This is a genomic window from Kitasatospora sp. NBC_01302 (assembly GCF_035976515.1).
Classification (GTDB): Bacteria; Actinomycetota; Actinomycetes; order Streptomycetales; family Streptomycetaceae; genus Kitasatospora.
This window is the reverse complement of the sequence record NZ_CP108404.1, coordinates 2404139-2420157: the sequence shown is the minus strand read 5'-3', so window position 1 is coordinate 2420157 and position 16019 is coordinate 2404139. Positions and strand designations below refer to the sequence as shown.

The window sequence follows — 16019 nt, the reverse complement described above, 5'->3', positions numbered from 1 at the left end:
GCCCGAGCGTAGCCGGGGGGCGGCTCAGGACTCGTGCGTGTGGCGGTGGTGTTCGTGGTGCTCGTGGTCGTGCCCCTCGTGCTCCTCGTGGCCCTCGTGCTCCGCGTCCGGCGAGCCGCCCATCATCCGCAGCATCGCCCGCCCGCCGGTCCGCAGGAACCGCACCACCAGCACCGCCGCCAGCAGCAGGAAGACGATGTTCAGCCAGCTGGTGTAGTCCCAGCTCACCCCCGCCGTCGGGACCTCGGCGTCGTGCTGGTCGGGCACCAGCCCGAGCCCGCCGAAGAGGAGCTCCACCACGTACCCGGCCACCACCATGGCCGCGTAGAACGTCGCGAGCAGGAAGCCGGCCGTCCTGGCGCCGTAGTACTTCCGGTAGATGTTCAGGATCGGCAGGATCAGCAGGTCCGCGAAGATGAACGCGACCACCCCGCCGAAGCTGATCCCGCCCTTCCAGAGCACCACCGCCAGCGGCACGTTGCCGATCGAGCAGACGAACGAGAGCATCGCCACCAGCGGCCCGATCAGCGGCCCCCAGATCTTGCTCGCCACCGGATGGCCGGCGAAGAAGAACCCGTGCCAGAAGCTGTCCGGCACCCAGGCGGCGATGGCGCCCGCGATGAACAGGCCGATCACCAGGTCCTTCAGGATCGCCGCCCACTCCATCACGAAGACGTGCGCGGTCGCGGTGAACCCGGCGGGGGAGAGCAGCCGGCGCCCGAAGGAGCCCTCGCCGCCCACCGACATGTCCATCGCGGCGTGTCCCTCCATCGACCCCGCCACTCCGCGGTCGGCCTGCTCGCGGGCCGCGCGCAGCAGCCGGTCCCGCAGCAGCAGCCGGAAGAGCAGGGCCAGCACCAGGATCATCACCGGGCCGCCGATGAACTCGGCCGCGGTGAACTGCCAGCCCATCAGCAGCGCTAGGATCACGCCGAGTTCGACCACCAGGTTGGTGGAGGCGATCTCGAAGGCCATCGCCGCCGTGAAGTCCGCGCCCTTGCGGAAGAGCGAGCGGGCCAGCGCCACGGCCGCGTACGAGCAGGACGAGGAGGCCGCGCCGAGGGCCGCGGCGACGGCGAGCGTGCGCGGCCGGTCGTCGCCGAGCAGCCGGACGATGGTGGATTTGCGCACCACCGCCTGGACCACCGCGGAGAGCGCGAAGCCCAGGATCAGGGCCCAGGTGATCTCCCAGGCCATCGAGCCGGTGATGGACAGGGCGTGCCGGATCGCGTCCATGGCCGATGGTCCGCCTTCCTCGACGTGGGCAGGACAGCGGACCGAGCCTATACCCCTGAGGGGTATAAACCCGTGCAGGTTGCGAGCAGGCGGCGGCGGTTCGACCGCCCTCGGGGAACCCGCCTCCGCTCGCGTCCCCCGGCCGACCGGCCCAGCCGTCCGCCGCCCTCGTCGCCACCCGGCCGTGGCACCCCGGCCGTTGTCACCCGGCCGTCGCTACCCGGCGGCCTTCTGCGCGGCCACCACCCGGACGCGTTCGCCCAGCCGCCGCACCGCCCGGCTGCCCGGGTGGCTCACCACGCTCTGCCGCAGCAGGTCGAAGTGCTCGTCGCCGCGGGCGGTGGCCAGCGTGGTGTAGTCGTCCAGGAACTCGCCCCAGGTCAGGCAGGCCGCCTCGATGTGCCCCAGCTCCCACTGCCGCGCCGCCAGCAGGCCGTTGGCGTGCAGCCGGCCCTGGCGCTCGGTGGCCGGCCGCAGGCGGTTGGACTGCTGCATCGCCTGGATCGAGCCCGGCAGGTCGCCGAGCGCGTACAGCACGCTGCTGACGTGGAAGTGGTACGCGGACCAGTCGTAGCCGCCCACCGCGTCGTTGCGCCCGTCGGCCTTGGCGAGCGCCGCCTCGGTCTGACCCAGTCGGGTGAAGGCCAGCCGCTGGTTCTGCACCAGGGCGGCGCCGTGCGCCTGCTGGCCGCGCAGGAACGCGGTCAGCCGGGGCCCGGCGGCCGGCGCGCACTCGGCGGCGGCGTCCGCGTACTCCAGCGCACGCGGGCCGTAGCCGAGGTTGGCCGCCTGCAGGGACATGCCGCGCAGGGTCCGGCAGTAGGTCACGTGGTCCTGGCCGTCCTGGGCCAGCGTCAGGGCCTCGGTGAAGTACTGCTGGCCCAGCCCGTGGGCGCGTTCGTACATGGCCATCCACCCGGTCAGGTAGACCAGGTCGGAGGCGGCGGCGAGCATCGAGCGCTTGACCTTCGGCGTGCCGTCGGCCTGCAGCCACGGCATCACCGTGTTGGCCAGGAACGCCGCGCTCATCGGGCGGGCGTGGCCGCCGCCCAGCTCGTCGAGGATCCCCGCGATCCGGACCGTCATCGCCCGGACCGTCTCCACCTCGCTCTCTCCTATCCGCACGGTGCGCCCCGCCCGCACCTCCTGCTTCGAGGTGTCCAGCCGGTGCGCCAGCTCGGTGTAGCCGGGCACCAGGAGCGCGGCCGAGTAGAGCCCGGCGGTCAGCACGCTGCGGCGCGACGGGTCCATGTCGCTGCGCACCAGGTCGACCAGGTCCGCGCCGGGCTTGCCGTCGGTGGGCGCCGGCCCGAGGCCGGCCTCCTGGACGGTGACCGGTCGGCCGAGCCGGCGGCTGAACGCCTCGGCGACCACCGGGCGGACGGCCGGTTTCGGACGGACGCCTTTCAGCCAGTGCGAGACCGCAGAGTGATCGTATGTCAGTTCCAGGCCGGCGTCCCGGCCGATCCGGTTCACCGCGCGGGCCAGCTGGTCATTGCCCCAACGGGCTTCCGACAGCAGTGCCGCCAGCTGTCTGTTCGGCGTGCGAGTCATAGCTCCCCCTGCCTGATTCACGTCGTTCACGGCTTCGCCCAGCATGAACCGTTCTCTTCTCCGGCGTAAGTCGGTTGACTGTCAATCAGCCGCTCGGGGACGGCGGAACGGTAGCTCGGCCGCTCCCTGGATCGTCGAGGAGATGTCCTACATGGAGCGCGTGTACCTTCCCCAGTCGGATGTATTCCAGGTCACCGCGGGAGCCAGCGCCGTTCGGCACGCCCGTGACCGGATCGTTGCCGTGGCCGTCGCCTGGGGTGTGCCGCTCGCCCCGGAGGCACTGGGGGACCTGCGGGTGTGTGCCAGTGAGGTCGTCACCAATGCGCTGGAACACGCGGGCGGGGAGTGCCGGGTCACGGTGCGCTGGACCGGTCGGCGGCTACTGGTGGAGGTGGCCGACCGGTCCAGGCGCGCACCCGTGATGCTCGCCCCGGGCGACGAACTGCCCTCGGGGCGCGGCCTGCTGATGGTGCAGGCGCTGGCGGGCGGCTGGGAGTGGGAGCGCACCGAGAACGGAAAGGTGGTCCGCTTCGCGTTCGCCGCCGGAGCCTTCGCCACTGGAGCCTTCGCCGCGGGCGCCACCGTCGCCGGGTGCGACGTCGCACTGGTGGCCCACTCCCGCTGATCCGCGCTACGCCTGACCTTCCGTCGACAGCGGGGTGAGCAGTCGGTGCGGCCGGGTCAGGGCGCGGGAGACCGGGTCGGTGCGCGGGCTGAGCCGGCCGTGGGGGGCGGGGCGGATGATGACGTGGGCAGGGGGGACGGCGATCCCGCAGGGCACGCAGAGGCCGGCCGGGCTCAGCCGGTTGCCGCAGGTGTCATGGGTGAAGACGCGGTACGACTCCTGTTCGGCGGCGTGCCGTTCGCCCCAGCGGGCCAGCGCGTGGATGGGCGGCCAGAGCTCCAGGCCCGCCTCGGTGAGCAGGTAGCCGTACCGCACGGGCGAGTCCTGGTAGGGCTCCTTGTAGAGCACTCCGGCCTCGACCAGCGCGCGCAGCCGGGCCGTGAGCACCGCCCGCGGGATGTCCAGGTGGACCAGGAAGTCGTTGAAGCGGCTCACCCCGTAGAAGGCGTCGCGCACGATGAGCAGGCTCCACCGCTCGCCGATCACCTCCAGTGCGCGGGCGAGCGAGCAGTCCTGCTGGGCGTAGTCCGTTCCGAGCGCCATGGAAGCAGTGTACCCGTGGTCGGTTCGTTGAACAGACTCATGGTGTAGGGTGGCTTCTGGGTCAGTTCGTTCAGCGGACCCATGTGGTCGAGTGAGTTCATTCACCAGACCTTCCCGGCGTCCAAGCCGGCGAGTGACTGGATCCGACTGGTCGGGGAGGCCGCGGAGATGACGTTGCACAGCACCCACCCAAGCCCGGTGGCGAGCGGCCCGGTCAGCGCCACCGCGGTGCGCGGACCGCGCCGGGCGCTGCTGACCGCCTGCTACGGGACGCTGCTGGTCCTGATCACCTACACCGTGCCGACCACCACGCTGGCGCCCACCGCCGCCGCGCTGCACGCCGGTGCCGCCGCGCAGACCTGGATCCTCACCGGCGCGCTGCTCGGCCTCACCGCCCTGCTGCTGATCTCCGGCACCCTCGCCGACGACCACGGCCGCAAGCGCGTCTTCACCCTCGGCGCGGTGCTGCTCGCCGCCTCGGCCGCGCTCGGCGCGCTCGCCCCGGACACCGCCGTCTTCCTGGTCGCCCGGGTGGTCCAGGGCGGCGCCTCGGCCGCCGTGCTCGCGCCGAGCCTGGGCCTGGTCAGCCATGCCTACCCGGCCGGTGCGGCCCGGGTGCGGGCACTGGGCGGCTGGGGCGCCGCCGTGGGCCTCGGGATCGCGGTCGGCCCCGTCTATGCCGCGCTGCTGGCGCAGTGGGCCAACTGGCGCGCGGTCTACGGCGTGCTCGCCGCGCTCGCGCTGCTGCTGGCCGGCCTCGCCGCCGCCTTCCTCACCGAGTCGCGCAGCGAGCATCCGCGCCGGCTCGACCCGCTCGGCGCGCTGACCCTGGCCGCGGCCACCGCCGCGCTGATCGCGGGCCTGGCCGAGGGCCGCAGCGGCTGGCTGCGCACCACCCCGCTGCTGCTGCTCGCGCTCGGCGTGCTGGGCCTCGCGGCGTTCGCGCTGGTGGAGTCCAAGGTGGCCGAGCCGATGCTGGAGCTCGCACTCTTCCGTGACCCGGGCTTCATCGCCTCCGGCACCGGCGCGCTCTTCACCGGGCTCTCCATCGTCGGTCTGATGAGCTGTCTGCCCACCGTCCTGGAGCGCGGCCTCGGTCAGACGCCGCTGGCCGCGGGCCTGGTGCTGGCGATCTGGTCCGGCCTGTCGGTGGTCGCCGCCCTGCAGGCCCGCCGTCTGGCCACCCGGCTCGCCCCGACCACCCAGCTGGCCGCCGCGCTGCTGGCCTGCGCGATCGGCGAGGCGGCGCTGTTCGGGCCGGCACCGGGCTCCGGCTGGCTGCGGCTGGTGCCAGGGCTGGCCGTGGCGGGTGTCGGCAGCGGGGTGCTGAACGCGGCGCTGGCCCGGCTGGCCGTCAGCAGCGTGCCGGCCCACCAGTCCGCGATGGGCTCGGGCGCCAACAACACCGCCCGCTACCTGGGTTCGGCGCTCGGGGTGGCCATCGCGCTGGCCCTGATCAACTCGGGCCATGCGGCCGCCGGGCCCGCCGCCGGCGTCATGGCGGGCGCCGACCGGGCGATCGTGGTCGCCGTCGTGCTCTGTCTGCTGGGTGCGGCCGTCGCACTCTGGGCCCGCGCGGCGAGCCGACGCCGCACCGCCGCACCCGAGGCCTGACGGGCGGGATCAGCGGCGCGGCTCAACGGCGGGATCAGCGGCGCGGCTCAACGGTGGGATCAGCGGGGCGGCTCCAGTGAGCCGAGCGAGGCGAAGAACGCCGCGTCCAGCGGCAGCTCCCAACTCCCCACCGCCACCAGGTAGCCGCGCCACCCGAACCGCGCCGTCCGCAGGCGCGGTTCGGACCAGCTCTCCAGCACCGCGCGCACCGGCACACCGTCCACCTGCACTGTCAGGGCCCGGGCGCCCAGCGACTCGACGTACTCGGGGCGCCCGGTCGGGTCGAGCAGGTTGCGGCGCACCGCCTCGGACTGGTCGCGCTCGCTGGACTGCCCGAAGACCACCGCGGCCGGCGAGCGCCGGGTGTCCCCGGCCAGGTAGGAGTGGATCGCCGACCGGGGCGCCGGCCCCGTGCCGCCGGTGATGGTCAGCCCGCGCCGGCCGGGCCAGCCGGGGATGCCGAGCAACGGGAAGGAAGACTCGTCGAGCACCGTGCACCTTTCCAGGAACTGACACACTTTCAACCATTGTGCTCTGCCCGGTGCATGGAAAGTCGGCCGGCTCCCGTCGTCCCGTCGGACCAGCCCTTCAGCAGCCTGGCCTCCACCTCGGCGCTGATCCCGGCGGGGGTCTCAGCTCAGCGCGTGCCGGACCCAGACGTTCGGTTCGGTGTAGACCGCCGCGTCGGCGTCCGGCATGCAGTGCACCGGCACCAGGGCGCCGGGCACGATCACCGGCCCCGGGGTGTCGAAGGGCAGCCCGGTCCAGGCGCGCCACTGCGCGAGCGGACCGGCCACCGTCATCGAACAGGGCGCGATCGAGTCGATCACCCCGCCGGCGCGCACATGGGTGCGCAGCCACGGGTCGGCGGGCAGGCCGTCCGAGGGCCGGGTGCGGAACGCGTACTCCGCCATCGCCGTGGCCGGCTCGAGGTGCTTGCCGGTCGGCCGCACCGGCGCGACCAGCTCGGCGAAGCCGCGCGAGCGCGCGTTCTCGCGCATCGCGGCGAGCATCAGGGCGGACAGGCCGTGGCCGAGCCAGTCGGTGTGCACGGTGACGTCGATCGCGCTGACCGTGTCGGGCCCGGTCCCGAGCCGGCGGTCCCTGAACGCCCAGAGCAGCACCTCGTCCCAGCCACCCGGCGGCAGGCCGGCGCGCTCCGGCTGCCGCAGCGCGAACGGGACGCTGTGCCCGACCGCGACCACCGCTCCCGCCGGATTCGTCGCCACGATCGTGAACTCGGGGAAGACGTCGTTCAGTTGACCGAAGAAGGCGCGGCCGACCGGATCGGCCAGGATGAACTCGGGCCAGTTGTCCGGGAATGAGAGCGCCGCCTGCAGCTCCGGGCGGTCGGCGAGCGTGGTGATCTTGACATCCATGCGCGGCAGATTAGTGTCGTCCGAGTCCCGGGCCAACCGGGTTTCCGCCGGTCACAACCGGGTGACCCGCACCCGCGGGAGCAGCGCGTGGTAGGCGGCCTCGTCGTAGCCGCCCGCCAGCGGGCTGAGCACGGTCGCGGCGGAGAGGGCGACCGCCTGGGCCAGCCGTTGCGACCAGGGCAGGAAGTCGACCTGGCCGACGCTCAGTGCCGCTACCGCCGAGTCGCCGGCCCCCGTCGGATTGCCGGCCAGGTGCTCGGGCGGCTCGGCCCGCCAGGCGCCCTGCGGGGTCACGGCGAGCACGCCCTCGGCGCCGAGCGAGGCGACCACCGCGCCCGCGCCCCGGGCGAGCAGGGCGCGGGCGGCGGCCATCGGGTCGGCCAGGCCGGTGGCCTCGCGCAGCTCCTCGGCGTTGGGCTTGACCAGCTCGGGGCCGGCGGCGAGGGCGGGCAGCAGCCAGGGGGAGGCGGTGTCCAGCAGGACCGGGACGCCGCGGTGACGGGCGAGGGCGACCAGCGTGGCGTAGGCGTCCGGCGCCAGGCCGGGCGGCACGCTGCCGGAGAGCACCGCCGCCCGGCAGCCCGCGTCGAGCAGGGCGGCGAAGTGGGCGGTGAACCCGGTCCACTCGTCGGCGGTGATCCGCGGTCCGGGTTCGTTGAAGAGCGTGGCGTCCGCCGCGAGCGGATCCACCACCGCGATGGTGCGCCGGGTCTCGCCCCGCACGGCGAACAGCGCGTCGGTCGGCCCGGCGGTGGCGAGATCGGCCCGCACCGCGCCGCCCGTGGCGCCGCCGACCAGCCCGGTGACCACGGCGGGGTGCCCGAGCCGGTGGAGCACCCGGGCGACGTTGACCCCCTTGCCGCCCGCCCGCGCGGCCACCTGCGCCACCCGGTTGCTCTGGTGCAGTCGGACGGCGGGCACCTGGTAGGTGAGGTCGAGCGCGGTGTTCAGCGTGACGGTGAGGATCGGGTCGGGCGCAGGCACGGGGGAGCCCTCCGGTGTGATTGATAGTGCTTATTTCATAGCAGTTCCGCGCAGAACTGAGCAAGAGCGACGAGGCAGGGATGCGCGGATCGTCCTCGCGCCTCCGCGAGGGTGACGGACCGCCGGGCGAGGATCGTCCGGTGAGGATGAGCGAGCACGACGACGACCCGGCCGACCCGGGCGGCACCGGAACCGGCCTGCTGGTGCCGCCCGCCTGGCTGGTCCGCACGCTGCGCCCGCAAGCGACCGCCGTCCCCAGGGCGGCGGCGGTCCGGGCGGCCATCGGGATGGCCCTGCCGGTGGCCGTCGGTGCGGCGGTCGGCCGCAGCGCGGAGGGCGCGCTGGTCGCGATGGGCGCGCTCGGCGCGGTGCTCGGCGACACCGCCGACGCCTACCGGCTGCGGGTCTTCAACATCGCCGTCCCCCAGCTCTTCGCCGCCGCCGGGCTCGCGCTCGGCGAACAGGTGCACGGGCACGGCTGGGTCGCGGTCGGCGCGCTCACCGGGCTCGCCCTGGTCGCGGGGATGATGAGCACGATCGGCGCGGTCTCCTCCGCCGCCGGGCTCAACGTGCTGCTGATGGCGGTGATCGGCGCGGGCCTGCCGTTCCCGCCGCCCTGGTGGCGCGGGCCGGTGCTGGTCCTGCTCGGCGCCGCACTGATCCTGGTGATGGCCCTGCTCGCCTGGCCGGCCCGCTCGCGCGTCCCGGAGCGGACGGCGGTGGTCCAGGCGTACCGGGAGACCGCGAACCTGCTGGAAGCCGCCGGCGGCGCCGACTGGAGCCTGGCGCGCACCCGGCTGACCGCGGCCCTGGACCACGCCTACGACCTGCTGCTCAGCCGCCGCGCGCTGGCGCCGGGGCGCAGCCGGGGCATGGTGCGCCTGATCGCGCTGCTCGGCGCGCTCACCCCGCTGGTCGAGGTGGCCCCCGCCGTGCACGCGGCCGGCGGCCACCTCAGCGCGGGGCTCGCGGGCGAGGTGCGCGTGATCGCCGTGGCGGTGGACAGTCGCAGGCCGCTCCCCGCGCTCCCTGGGCACCCCGCCGAGCTGGCCCCGGGCGAGGCCGCCGACCCCGTCGAGCGGGCCGCCGCGGCCGCCCTGCTGCACGCGCGCGAGGTGCTGGCCGGCGGCTACCAGGACGGCGCGCCCACACCGGTGCTGCGCCCGGCGCCACTGCGGCTGCGGCTGCGCGACCGCACCCGCGAGGTGCTGCTCTCGGCCGACTCCTGGCACTACGGCCTGCGGCTGGCGCTCTGCCTGGGCCTGGCCCAGACGCTGGTCTCCACCGTCACGGTGCCCCGCTCCTACTGGGTGCCGCTGACCGTCACCTTCGTGCTCAAGCCGGACTTCGGCTCGGTCTTCTCGCGCGCCGTGCTGCGGGCGCTCGGCACCGTGGTCGGCCTGGTGCTGGCCGCGGCCGTGCTGGAGACCGTCCCGCGCGGCGGTTGGGAGGCGCCGGTGGTGGCCGTGCTGGCCGCGGCCCTGCCGATGGTGTCGCGGCGCAGCTACGGCCTGCAGACCGTGGTGATGACCCCGCTGATCCTGATCCTCTCCGACCTGCTGAGCCATCAGGGCGTCCACCTGATCGCGCCCCGGCTGCTGGACAGCCTGCTCGGCTGCGCGATCGTGCTGGTCGCGGGGTACGCGCTGTGGCCGGAGAGCTGGCACTCGCGGGTCGGCGCCCGGCTCGCGGACGCGGTGGACGACGTGGCGCGGTACCTGGAGTGCGCCTTCGCGGGTGAGGGCGACGGCGGGGGCGGGGGCGGCGCCGTGTCCGTGGGCGGTGCTGACACGGCGCCGCTGCCCGGGGTGGTGTTCCCGCCGGCCGTCCCCGCGCCGGCCGTCCCCGCCGCGGCCGCCGTGCCCGGGTCCCGGGCCCGGCTGCGGCGCCGGCTCTACCGGGACCTCGCCGGCGTGCGCACCGAGTTCCAGCGGGCGCTGGGCGAGCCGCCGCCGGTGGGCGCGCGGGCCGCCGCCTGGTGGCCGCTGGTGGTCGCGGTCGAGCGGGTGATCGACGCGAGCACGGCCACCGCCGTCCGCACCGAGCAGGGCGCCGAACCGCCGCGGCCCGCCGAGGTCGCCGCCGTGGCCGCCGAGCTGCGGGCACTGGCCACGGCGATCCGCGCGGGCGGCGCGGACCCGGGCCCTGTCGCCCTGCCGCGCGACACCACCGCCGGCAGCGCGCTGGCCGCCGTCCGCCGCGAGGTCGCCGCCGCCCGCTCCGCGCTGGCCGGCCCGGGGTAGCCGGTCGGACGGCCCTACTGCGCCAGGCCGTTGAAGCGGACCAGGCGCGGGCCCGGCGGGGTGAGGGCCGCGGCGGCGGCCAGTTCCTCGCGGATCGCCTCGACGGTGTGCCGGACGAACAGCTCCGGCGTCGCCGGCTCCGGCAGGATGCGGTCGATGACGCCCTCCCGCAGCAGCTCCGCGGCGCCGATCCGCTGCTGCTCGGCGAGGCGCGGCGCGTGCTCCGGGGTGCGGTAGAGGATCACCGAGGCGCCCTCGGGCGGCAGCGGGGAGAGCCAGGCGTGCTCGGTGGCGAGCGCCCGGTCGGCGGGCAGCAGCGCGAGGGCCGCACCGCCCGCGCCCTCGCCGAGCAGCAGGCTGACCACGGGGGTGGGCAGGGTGCTCAACTCGGCCACGCAGCGGGCGATCTCGCCGGCCAGCGCGCCCTCCTCGGCCTCCTGGCTGAGCAGCGCCCCGTGGGTGTCGATCACGGTGAGCAGCGGCAGCCGCAGCTCCGCCGCCAGCCGCATGCCGCGGCGGGCGGTGCGCAGCGCGCCCGGGCCCACCGGGCCGTGCACGGCCGCGGCGGCCCGGTCGTGGCCGACCACCACGCAGCTGCGGTCGCCGAACCGGGCGAGCGCCAGCCGCAGCGCGTCGTCCCGCTCCCCGGCGCCGGTGCCGGACAGCGGCAGCACGGTGTCGGCCTCGGCCAGCAGCTCGGCCAGACCGGGCCGGCCGGCCCGCCGGGTCTGCTGCACGGAGTCCCAGACGGAGCCCGGGGCAGCCGCTGCGGGCTCGTCCGGGTGCCGGGCCACCACTGGTTCGGTGACCGAATCCTGAGGGCCGGTCAGCAGACCCACCGCCGTCGTCAGCCACTCCCGCAGCTCGCCGGCCGTCAGCACCGCGTCCACCGTCCCGAACCGCGCCAGGTGCTCGGCCCGCTGCACGCCCTCGGGGAACGGCGCACCGTAGAGCGCCTGGTACACCCGCGGGCCCAGGAATCCGACCAGCGCCTGCGGCTCGGCGGTGGTCACCTGGCCGAGCGAACCCCAGGAGGCGAGCACCCCGCCGGTGGTGGGGTGGCGCAGGTGCACCAGGTACGGCAGCCCGGCCGCCTTGTGCGCGGTCACCGCGTTGGCGATGGCGATCATCCGGACGAACGCTGGCGTGCCCTCCTGCATCCGGGTGCCGCCCGAGGCCGGGAACGCGAGCAGCGGCAGCCGCTCGGCCGTCGCCCGCTCCACCGCGTGCAGCAGCCGCGCGGCGGTGGCCGCCCCGATCGAGCCGGCGAGGAAGGTGAACTCGCTCAGCAGCACCGCGACCCGCCGCCCGCCGATCCGCCCCTCCCCGGTGAGCGCGGCCTCGTCGGCTCCGCTGCGCGCCCGGGCCCGGGCCAGATCGGCGGCGTAGCCGGCGTTCCGGACGCCCTCCTCGGCATGGCTCGGCGGCTCGTCCCAGCTACGGAACGAGCCCGGGTCGAGCACCTGGCCGGCGAAGACCAGGGCGGCGGGCACAGCGGGCGTCGAAGTCGGTTCGTCCACAAGGTCAAGTGTCCTGAGCCGGACCATGATCGGACAACCCCTGCCTTGCTCACACTCCACCGGAGCTCAAGCCGGCCGGGAGCGTCACAGCAGTGTCGGCGTCAGGGCGGTGTCAGTCGGCCGCCGCCGCGCCACCGAGCAGGGCCTCGGCCAGCGGCGTGCGGCAGTAGAGCACCGTGCGGCCGGACCGGGCCCGGTGGAGCAGGCCGGCGCGGCGCAGCACGGCGAGGTGGTCGCCGACCGCGCCGGTGGTCATGGCCAGGCTGCGGGCGAGCTGGGTGGTCCCGGCCGGCTGGTCGAGCGCGGCGAGCAGACGGGCCCGGGAGCTCCCGAGCAGGGCGGCCAGCGCCTCGGGCGCCGCCTGCGGCCGCTCCTCCCACAGCGCCGCGATCCCCCGGGCCGGGTAGACGATCGCCTTGGGCCACGGGTCGTCCACGTACGCCGCGATCTCCGGGTGGACGAAGACGGAGGGGACCAGCAGCAGCCCCTCACCCGCCAGCGGGACGGCCGGCTCGGTGGTGCGGCCGGCCACTTCGATCCCGCCGTCGCGCCAGCTCAGCCGCGGGTGCAGCCCCTCCAGCGCCGCCGCCCAGCCGTGCCGCCCCAGCAGTCCCGCCCGGTGCACCACGTCGCGCTCGCAGATGGCCCGCAGTTGCGGCCAGTCCGGGGCGAGCAGCGCGTGCCAGGCCTGGTCGAGCGCGGTGGCGATCCGGTCGACCGCGTCCGGCGCGGCCAGCACCGCCCGCACGGCGGGGCGGGCGGGGCGCACGGTCGGCCGGGCGGTGAGGCAGCGCGCGATGTCCGCGCGGGCCGTGGCGGGCGCGGTGCGCCGGATCGCGGCCAGGTCGTCGGCCCAGCTCTGGGCGAGGCCGGTGGGCGGCGGCGCGATGAAGTTCGCGCCGAAGGACGGGTTCTGCAGGCTGAGCACCGCGTCCAACTCGGTGCGGACGCGCAGCTCTTCGAAGACCGGGCGCAGCCGGGCCGCCCAGCCGGCGGGCAGCCGGCGGCCCGGTACTCCCTCCAACAGGCGCAGCAGGGCGCAGAGTTCGAAGGAGGGGGAGAGCGCGAAGCGGCTGTGCAGCAGGTCCTCGGTGCCCACCTCGAAACGCGGCATGCACCGAGCTTACGTCCAGCGACGAATGAGTGGGCCGGGCCGGGCACCCTGCGGGAGGCTGCCGCGCATGACCGCTGCCGCCACCGACACCACCACGACCCCCGCGGGCCCGGCCGGCTACCGGGAGGTCCTGGCCCGCCCGCTGTTCCGCCTGCTCTTCGTCACCCGGACGCTCGCCGTGGTGGCGGACAGCCTGCGGATCACCACCCTCTCGGTGCTGATCTACGCCACCACCGGGTCACCGCTGCTCGGCGCCCTGGCCTTCGGCGTCGGCTTCGCGCCGCAGCTGCTCGGCACCCTGCTGCTCGGCGCGCTCGCCGACCGGGGCCGCCCACGCCCGCTGATCGTCGCGGGCCACCTGCTGCCGGCGCTCGCCGCGGCAGCCCCGGCGCTGGTGTGGCTGCCGACGGCGGCCACCCTCGCACTGGTCGGCGCCGTCTCCTGCCTGACTCCGGTCTTCGGCGCGGCGAGCAGTCGACTGATCGCGATTGAACTGACGGGCGACGCCTATGTGTTGGGCCGCTCGTTGAGCAATGTCGCCAGCTCGGGCGGGCAGTTGCTCGGGCTGGCGGGCGCGGGGGCCGCGGTGACCGTGCTCGGGGCACGCGGTGCGCTGCTGGTCAGTGCGGCGGGGTATCTGGCGGCGGCGCTGCTGGTCCGGCTGCGGCTGCCGGCGCTGCCCTCGTCGTCGGGCGACGGCAGGGGAGCGGCGGTGCTGCGGCACAGCTGGACGGGCAACCGCGCGCTGCTCGCCGACCGTGCGGTGCGCCGGCTGCTGCTGGTCCAGTGGCTGCCGCCCGCCTTCGCGGCGGGCGCCGAGGGGCTGATCGTGGCGTACACCGGCGAGCGCGGACTGCCGCCCGGCTGCGCGGCGTTGCTCCTCGGGGCGCTCCCGGTGGGGATGCTGGCCGGCGATCTCGTGGTGGGCCGCCTGCTGCGCCCGGCGCTGCGCGAGCGGCTGGTCGCGCCGCTGGTCGGCCTGCTCGGGATGCCGCTGCTCGGCTTCGCGCTGCATCCGGGCGTGCTGGTGGCTGTCCTGCTGCTGGCGGCGTCCGGCGGCGGGTTCTCGTACGGGCTCGGGGTGCAGCGCCGCTTCCTGGCCGTGCTGCCGGCGCAGCGACAGGGGCAGGCGTTCGGGCTGCTCTCGGCCGGGGCGATGACCGCGCAGGGGCTCGGTCCTGCCCTCTTCGGCGGCCTCGCGCAACTCGGTTCCGCCGCTGGGGCGATGGCCGGTGCCGGCGTCGCGCTGCTGCTGACGGCCGGCTGGATCCGGTGGCGCGCCGGTCATTGACACGGACTGGCCCGGACCGCTTCAGTGGTCTAGTCCAACGGGGTCGCTGCGCGCTGCGGGGTCGCTCCCCGTGCTGCCCCGACGGGCCCTCCCACCCCATCCGTCCGGCAGCAGAGACGCAGGAGCATCCCCCACATGCGCAGTCTCACCAGAGCAGGTTCCCCGTACGAACACGCCCGCCCCCGCCCGCGGGTCCGCAGTCTGGCCGCCATGACGACCGCCTGGGCGCTGGCCGCCGCCGGTGCCGTGGGCCTCACCTTCGGTCTGGCACCGAGCGCCTCGGCCGGCGAGTACCTGGTCAACGGCGGCTTCGAGAGCGGTGCGCTCAATCCGTGGAGCTGCGACGGCAGTTCCGGAAGCGTCGTCAGCAGCCCGGTGCACGGCGGCAGTCACGCGCTGGCGGGTGCGGCCACCGCGGCGGACGACGCCCAGTGCACGCAGACCGTCACCGTCACGCCGAACACCACGTACACGCTCAGCGCCTACGTGGACGGCGCCTACGTCTACCTCGGCGTCAACGGCGGTACCAGCACCTGGACTCCGAGCACCGGCGGCGGCTACCAGCAGCTCTCGGTCAGCTTCACCACGGCGTCGAACCAGACCAGCGCGACGGTCTACCTGCACGGCTGGTACGGCGAGGGCACCTACTACGCCGACGACGTCTCGCTCAGCGGACCCGGCGGCCCGACCTCCTCGCCGACCTCCACCGTCTCGCCGCCGTCCTCGCCCACCGGAAGTCCCACCGGCAGCCCCACCGGAAGTCCCACCGGAAGTCCCACGGGAAGTCCCACGGGGACGCCCACCTCCTCGCCCACCGGCAGCCCCACGCCGCCGCCCGACAACGGCCTGCCCACCCACGCCCTGGTCGGCTACCTGCACGCCAGCTTCGCCAACGGCGCCGGCTACCTGAAGATGTCCGACGTCCCCAGCTCCTGGGACGTCATCGACCTCGCCTTCGGCGAGCCCACCTCGGTGACCTCCGGCGACATCCAGTTCAACCGCTGCTCGGTCACCGACTGCCCGACCGCCGAGTCCGACGCCGACTTCAAGGCGGCCATCGCGGCCAAGCAGGCCCAGGGCAAGAAGGTGCTGCTCTCCATCGGCGGCGCCAACGGCGAGGTCCAACTCACCACCACCGCGGCCCGCGACGAATTCGTCAGCTCGGTCTCGGCGATCATTGACAGGTGGGGACTGGACGGCCTGGACGTCGACTTCGAGAACCAGTCCCTGTCGCTCAACGCCGGTGACACCGACTTCAAGAATCCGACCACGCCGGTCATCGTCAACACCATCGCGGCGCTGCAGCAGCTCAAGGCCAAGTACGGCGCCAAGTTCGTGCTGACCATGGCCCCGGAGACCTTCTTCGTCCAACTCGGCTACCAGTACTACGGATCAGGCCCCTACGGCGGCCAGGACCCGCGAGCCGGCGCCTTCCTGCCGGTGATCTACGCGCTGCGCAACGACCTGACCCTGCTGACCGTCCAGGACTACAACTCCGGCTCCATCATGGGCCTGGACAACCAGTACCACTCGATGGGCGGCGCGGACTTCCACATCGCGATGACGGACATGCTGCTGGCCGGCTTCCCGGTGGCGGGCAACACCAACAACATGTTCCCGCCGCTCGCACCCTCCCAGGTGGCGATCGGCATGCCGGCCAACACCTATGCGGGCAACGGCTATGTGGCGCCCAGCGCGGTGGACCAGGCACTGGACTGCCTGACCAAGGGCACCAACTGCGGTGGCTACGTGCCGCGCAGCGGACCGCAGCCCGGTCTGCGCGGCCTGATGACCTGGTCGATCAACTGGGACCAGTACAACGGCAACGAGTTCTCCGGCAACTTCCACAGCTACTTCGGCTGAGACCGCTGCTTCGGCTGGGTCCGCGCCGCCCTCCGCGCCGCCGTCCGTCCGCC

The 16019-nt window shown here is 74.7% G+C and carries 13 protein-coding genes; 5 read left to right on the top strand and 8 right to left on the bottom strand.

Annotated features, from left to right (window positions below; genetic code table 11):
* Positions 1-24 precede the first annotated feature (24 nt).
* Positions 25-1236: a permease gene (locus OG294_RS10105; RefSeq protein ID WP_327066127.1), complete on the bottom strand. Its 1212-nt coding sequence runs from the start codon at positions 1234-1236 to the stop codon at positions 25-27.
* A gap of 216 nt (positions 1237-1452) precedes the next feature.
* Positions 1453-2790, bottom strand: coding sequence for a hypothetical protein (locus tag OG294_RS10100; protein ID WP_327066126.1), 1338 nt, complete (start codon positions 2788-2790; stop codon positions 1453-1455).
* 151 nt (positions 2791-2941) lie between these two features.
* Here OG294_RS10100 and OG294_RS10095 point away from each other — a divergent pair, with 151 nt between their 5' ends.
* The gene (locus tag OG294_RS10095) at positions 2942-3415 is read left to right on the top strand and encodes an ATP-binding protein (RefSeq protein WP_327066125.1); all 474 of its coding nucleotides are present in this window, start codon (positions 2942-2944) and stop codon (positions 3413-3415) included.
* 6 nt (positions 3416-3421) lie between these two features.
* On the opposite strand, the gene OG294_RS10090 is transcribed toward OG294_RS10095, so the two are convergent.
* Positions 3422-3958 carry a winged helix-turn-helix transcriptional regulator gene (locus tag OG294_RS10090; RefSeq protein WP_327066124.1) on the bottom strand — a complete coding sequence of 179 codons (537 nt, stop codon included), beginning with the start codon at positions 3956-3958 and terminating at the stop codon, positions 3422-3424.
* 168 nt (positions 3959-4126) lie between these two features.
* Here OG294_RS10090 and OG294_RS10085 point away from each other — a divergent pair, with 168 nt between their 5' ends.
* Positions 4127-5572, top strand: a complete 1446-nt coding sequence (locus tag OG294_RS10085; protein WP_327066123.1) for an MFS transporter — start codon at positions 4127-4129, stop codon at positions 5570-5572.
* A 59-nt stretch (positions 5573-5631) separates the two neighbouring features.
* Here the strand turns inward: OG294_RS10085 and OG294_RS10080 are convergent, their stop codons facing one another.
* From OG294_RS10080 to OG294_RS10070, 3 genes are all read right to left on the bottom strand, one after another.
* Positions 5632-6063, bottom strand: a complete 432-nt coding sequence (locus tag OG294_RS10080; protein WP_327066122.1) for a hypothetical protein — start codon at positions 6061-6063, stop codon at positions 5632-5634.
* Positions 6064-6204: 141 nt separating this feature from the next.
* The gene (locus OG294_RS10075) at positions 6205-6951 is read right to left on the bottom strand and encodes an N-acetyltransferase (RefSeq protein WP_327066121.1); all 747 of its coding nucleotides are present in this window, start codon (positions 6949-6951) and stop codon (positions 6205-6207) included.
* A 51-nt stretch (positions 6952-7002) separates the two neighbouring features.
* Entirely contained in the window at positions 7003-7935 is a 933-nt protein-coding gene (locus OG294_RS10070) for a 1-phosphofructokinase family hexose kinase (RefSeq protein ID WP_327066120.1), read from the bottom strand.
* Between the two features lie 146 nt (positions 7936-8081).
* Here OG294_RS10070 and OG294_RS10065 point away from each other — a divergent pair, with 146 nt between their 5' ends.
* The gene (locus OG294_RS10065; RefSeq protein WP_327066119.1) at positions 8082-10178 is read left to right on the top strand and encodes an FUSC family protein; all 2097 of its coding nucleotides are present in this window, start codon (positions 8082-8084) and stop codon (positions 10176-10178) included.
* Between the two features lie 14 nt (positions 10179-10192).
* Here the strand turns inward: OG294_RS10065 and OG294_RS10060 are convergent, their stop codons facing one another.
* Both OG294_RS10060 and OG294_RS10055 read right to left on the bottom strand, forming a co-directional pair.
* Entirely contained in the window at positions 10193-11698 is a 1506-nt protein-coding gene (locus OG294_RS10060; protein WP_327066118.1) for a carboxyl transferase domain-containing protein, read from the bottom strand.
* A gap of 112 nt (positions 11699-11810) precedes the next feature.
* Positions 11811-12812 (bottom strand): ArsR/SmtB family transcription factor, encoded by a 1002-nt coding sequence (locus OG294_RS10055; RefSeq protein ID WP_327066117.1) that lies wholly within the window; start codon positions 12810-12812, stop codon positions 11811-11813.
* 67 nt (positions 12813-12879) lie between these two features.
* On the opposite strand from OG294_RS10055, the gene OG294_RS10050 reads away from it, so the two are divergent.
* Both OG294_RS10050 and OG294_RS10045 read left to right on the top strand, forming a co-directional pair.
* Positions 12880-14103, top strand: coding sequence for an MFS transporter (locus tag OG294_RS10050; protein ID WP_327066116.1), 1224 nt, complete (start codon positions 12880-12882; stop codon positions 14101-14103).
* A gap of 210 nt (positions 14104-14313) precedes the next feature.
* Positions 14314-15966, top strand: coding sequence for a chitinase (locus OG294_RS10045; protein ID WP_327066115.1), 1653 nt, complete (start codon positions 14314-14316; stop codon positions 15964-15966).
* Positions 15967-16019 lie beyond the last annotated feature (53 nt).

What these genes read in the sequence shown, in the direction of transcription:
- OG294_RS10105 (WP_327066127.1), bottom strand. Translation starts at nt 1,236, where the DNA reads ATGGACGCGATCCGGCACGCCCTGTCCATCACCGGCTCGATGGCCTGG.
- OG294_RS10100 (WP_327066126.1), bottom strand. Translation starts at nt 2,790, where the DNA reads ATGACTCGCACGCCGAACAGACAGCTGGCGGCACTGCTGTCGGAAGCC.
- OG294_RS10095 (WP_327066125.1), top strand. Translation starts at nt 2,942, where the DNA reads ATGGAGCGCGTGTACCTTCCCCAGTCGGATGTATTCCAGGTCACCGCG.
- OG294_RS10090 (WP_327066124.1), bottom strand. Translation starts at nt 3,958, where the DNA reads ATGGCGCTCGGAACGGACTACGCCCAGCAGGACTGCTCGCTCGCCCGC.
- OG294_RS10085 (WP_327066123.1), top strand. Translation starts at nt 4,127, where the DNA reads ATGACGTTGCACAGCACCCACCCAAGCCCGGTGGCGAGCGGCCCGGTC.
- OG294_RS10075 (WP_327066121.1), bottom strand. Translation starts at nt 6,951, where the DNA reads ATGGATGTCAAGATCACCACGCTCGCCGACCGCCCGGAGCTGCAGGCG.
- OG294_RS10065 (WP_327066119.1), top strand. Translation starts at nt 8,082, where the DNA reads ATGAGCGAGCACGACGACGACCCGGCCGACCCGGGCGGCACCGGAACC.
- OG294_RS10055 (WP_327066117.1), bottom strand. Translation starts at nt 12,812, where the DNA reads ATGCCGCGTTTCGAGGTGGGCACCGAGGACCTGCTGCACAGCCGCTTC.
- OG294_RS10050 (WP_327066116.1), top strand. Translation starts at nt 12,880, where the DNA reads ATGACCGCTGCCGCCACCGACACCACCACGACCCCCGCGGGCCCGGCC.
- OG294_RS10045 (WP_327066115.1), top strand. Translation starts at nt 14,314, where the DNA reads ATGACGACCGCCTGGGCGCTGGCCGCCGCCGGTGCCGTGGGCCTCACC.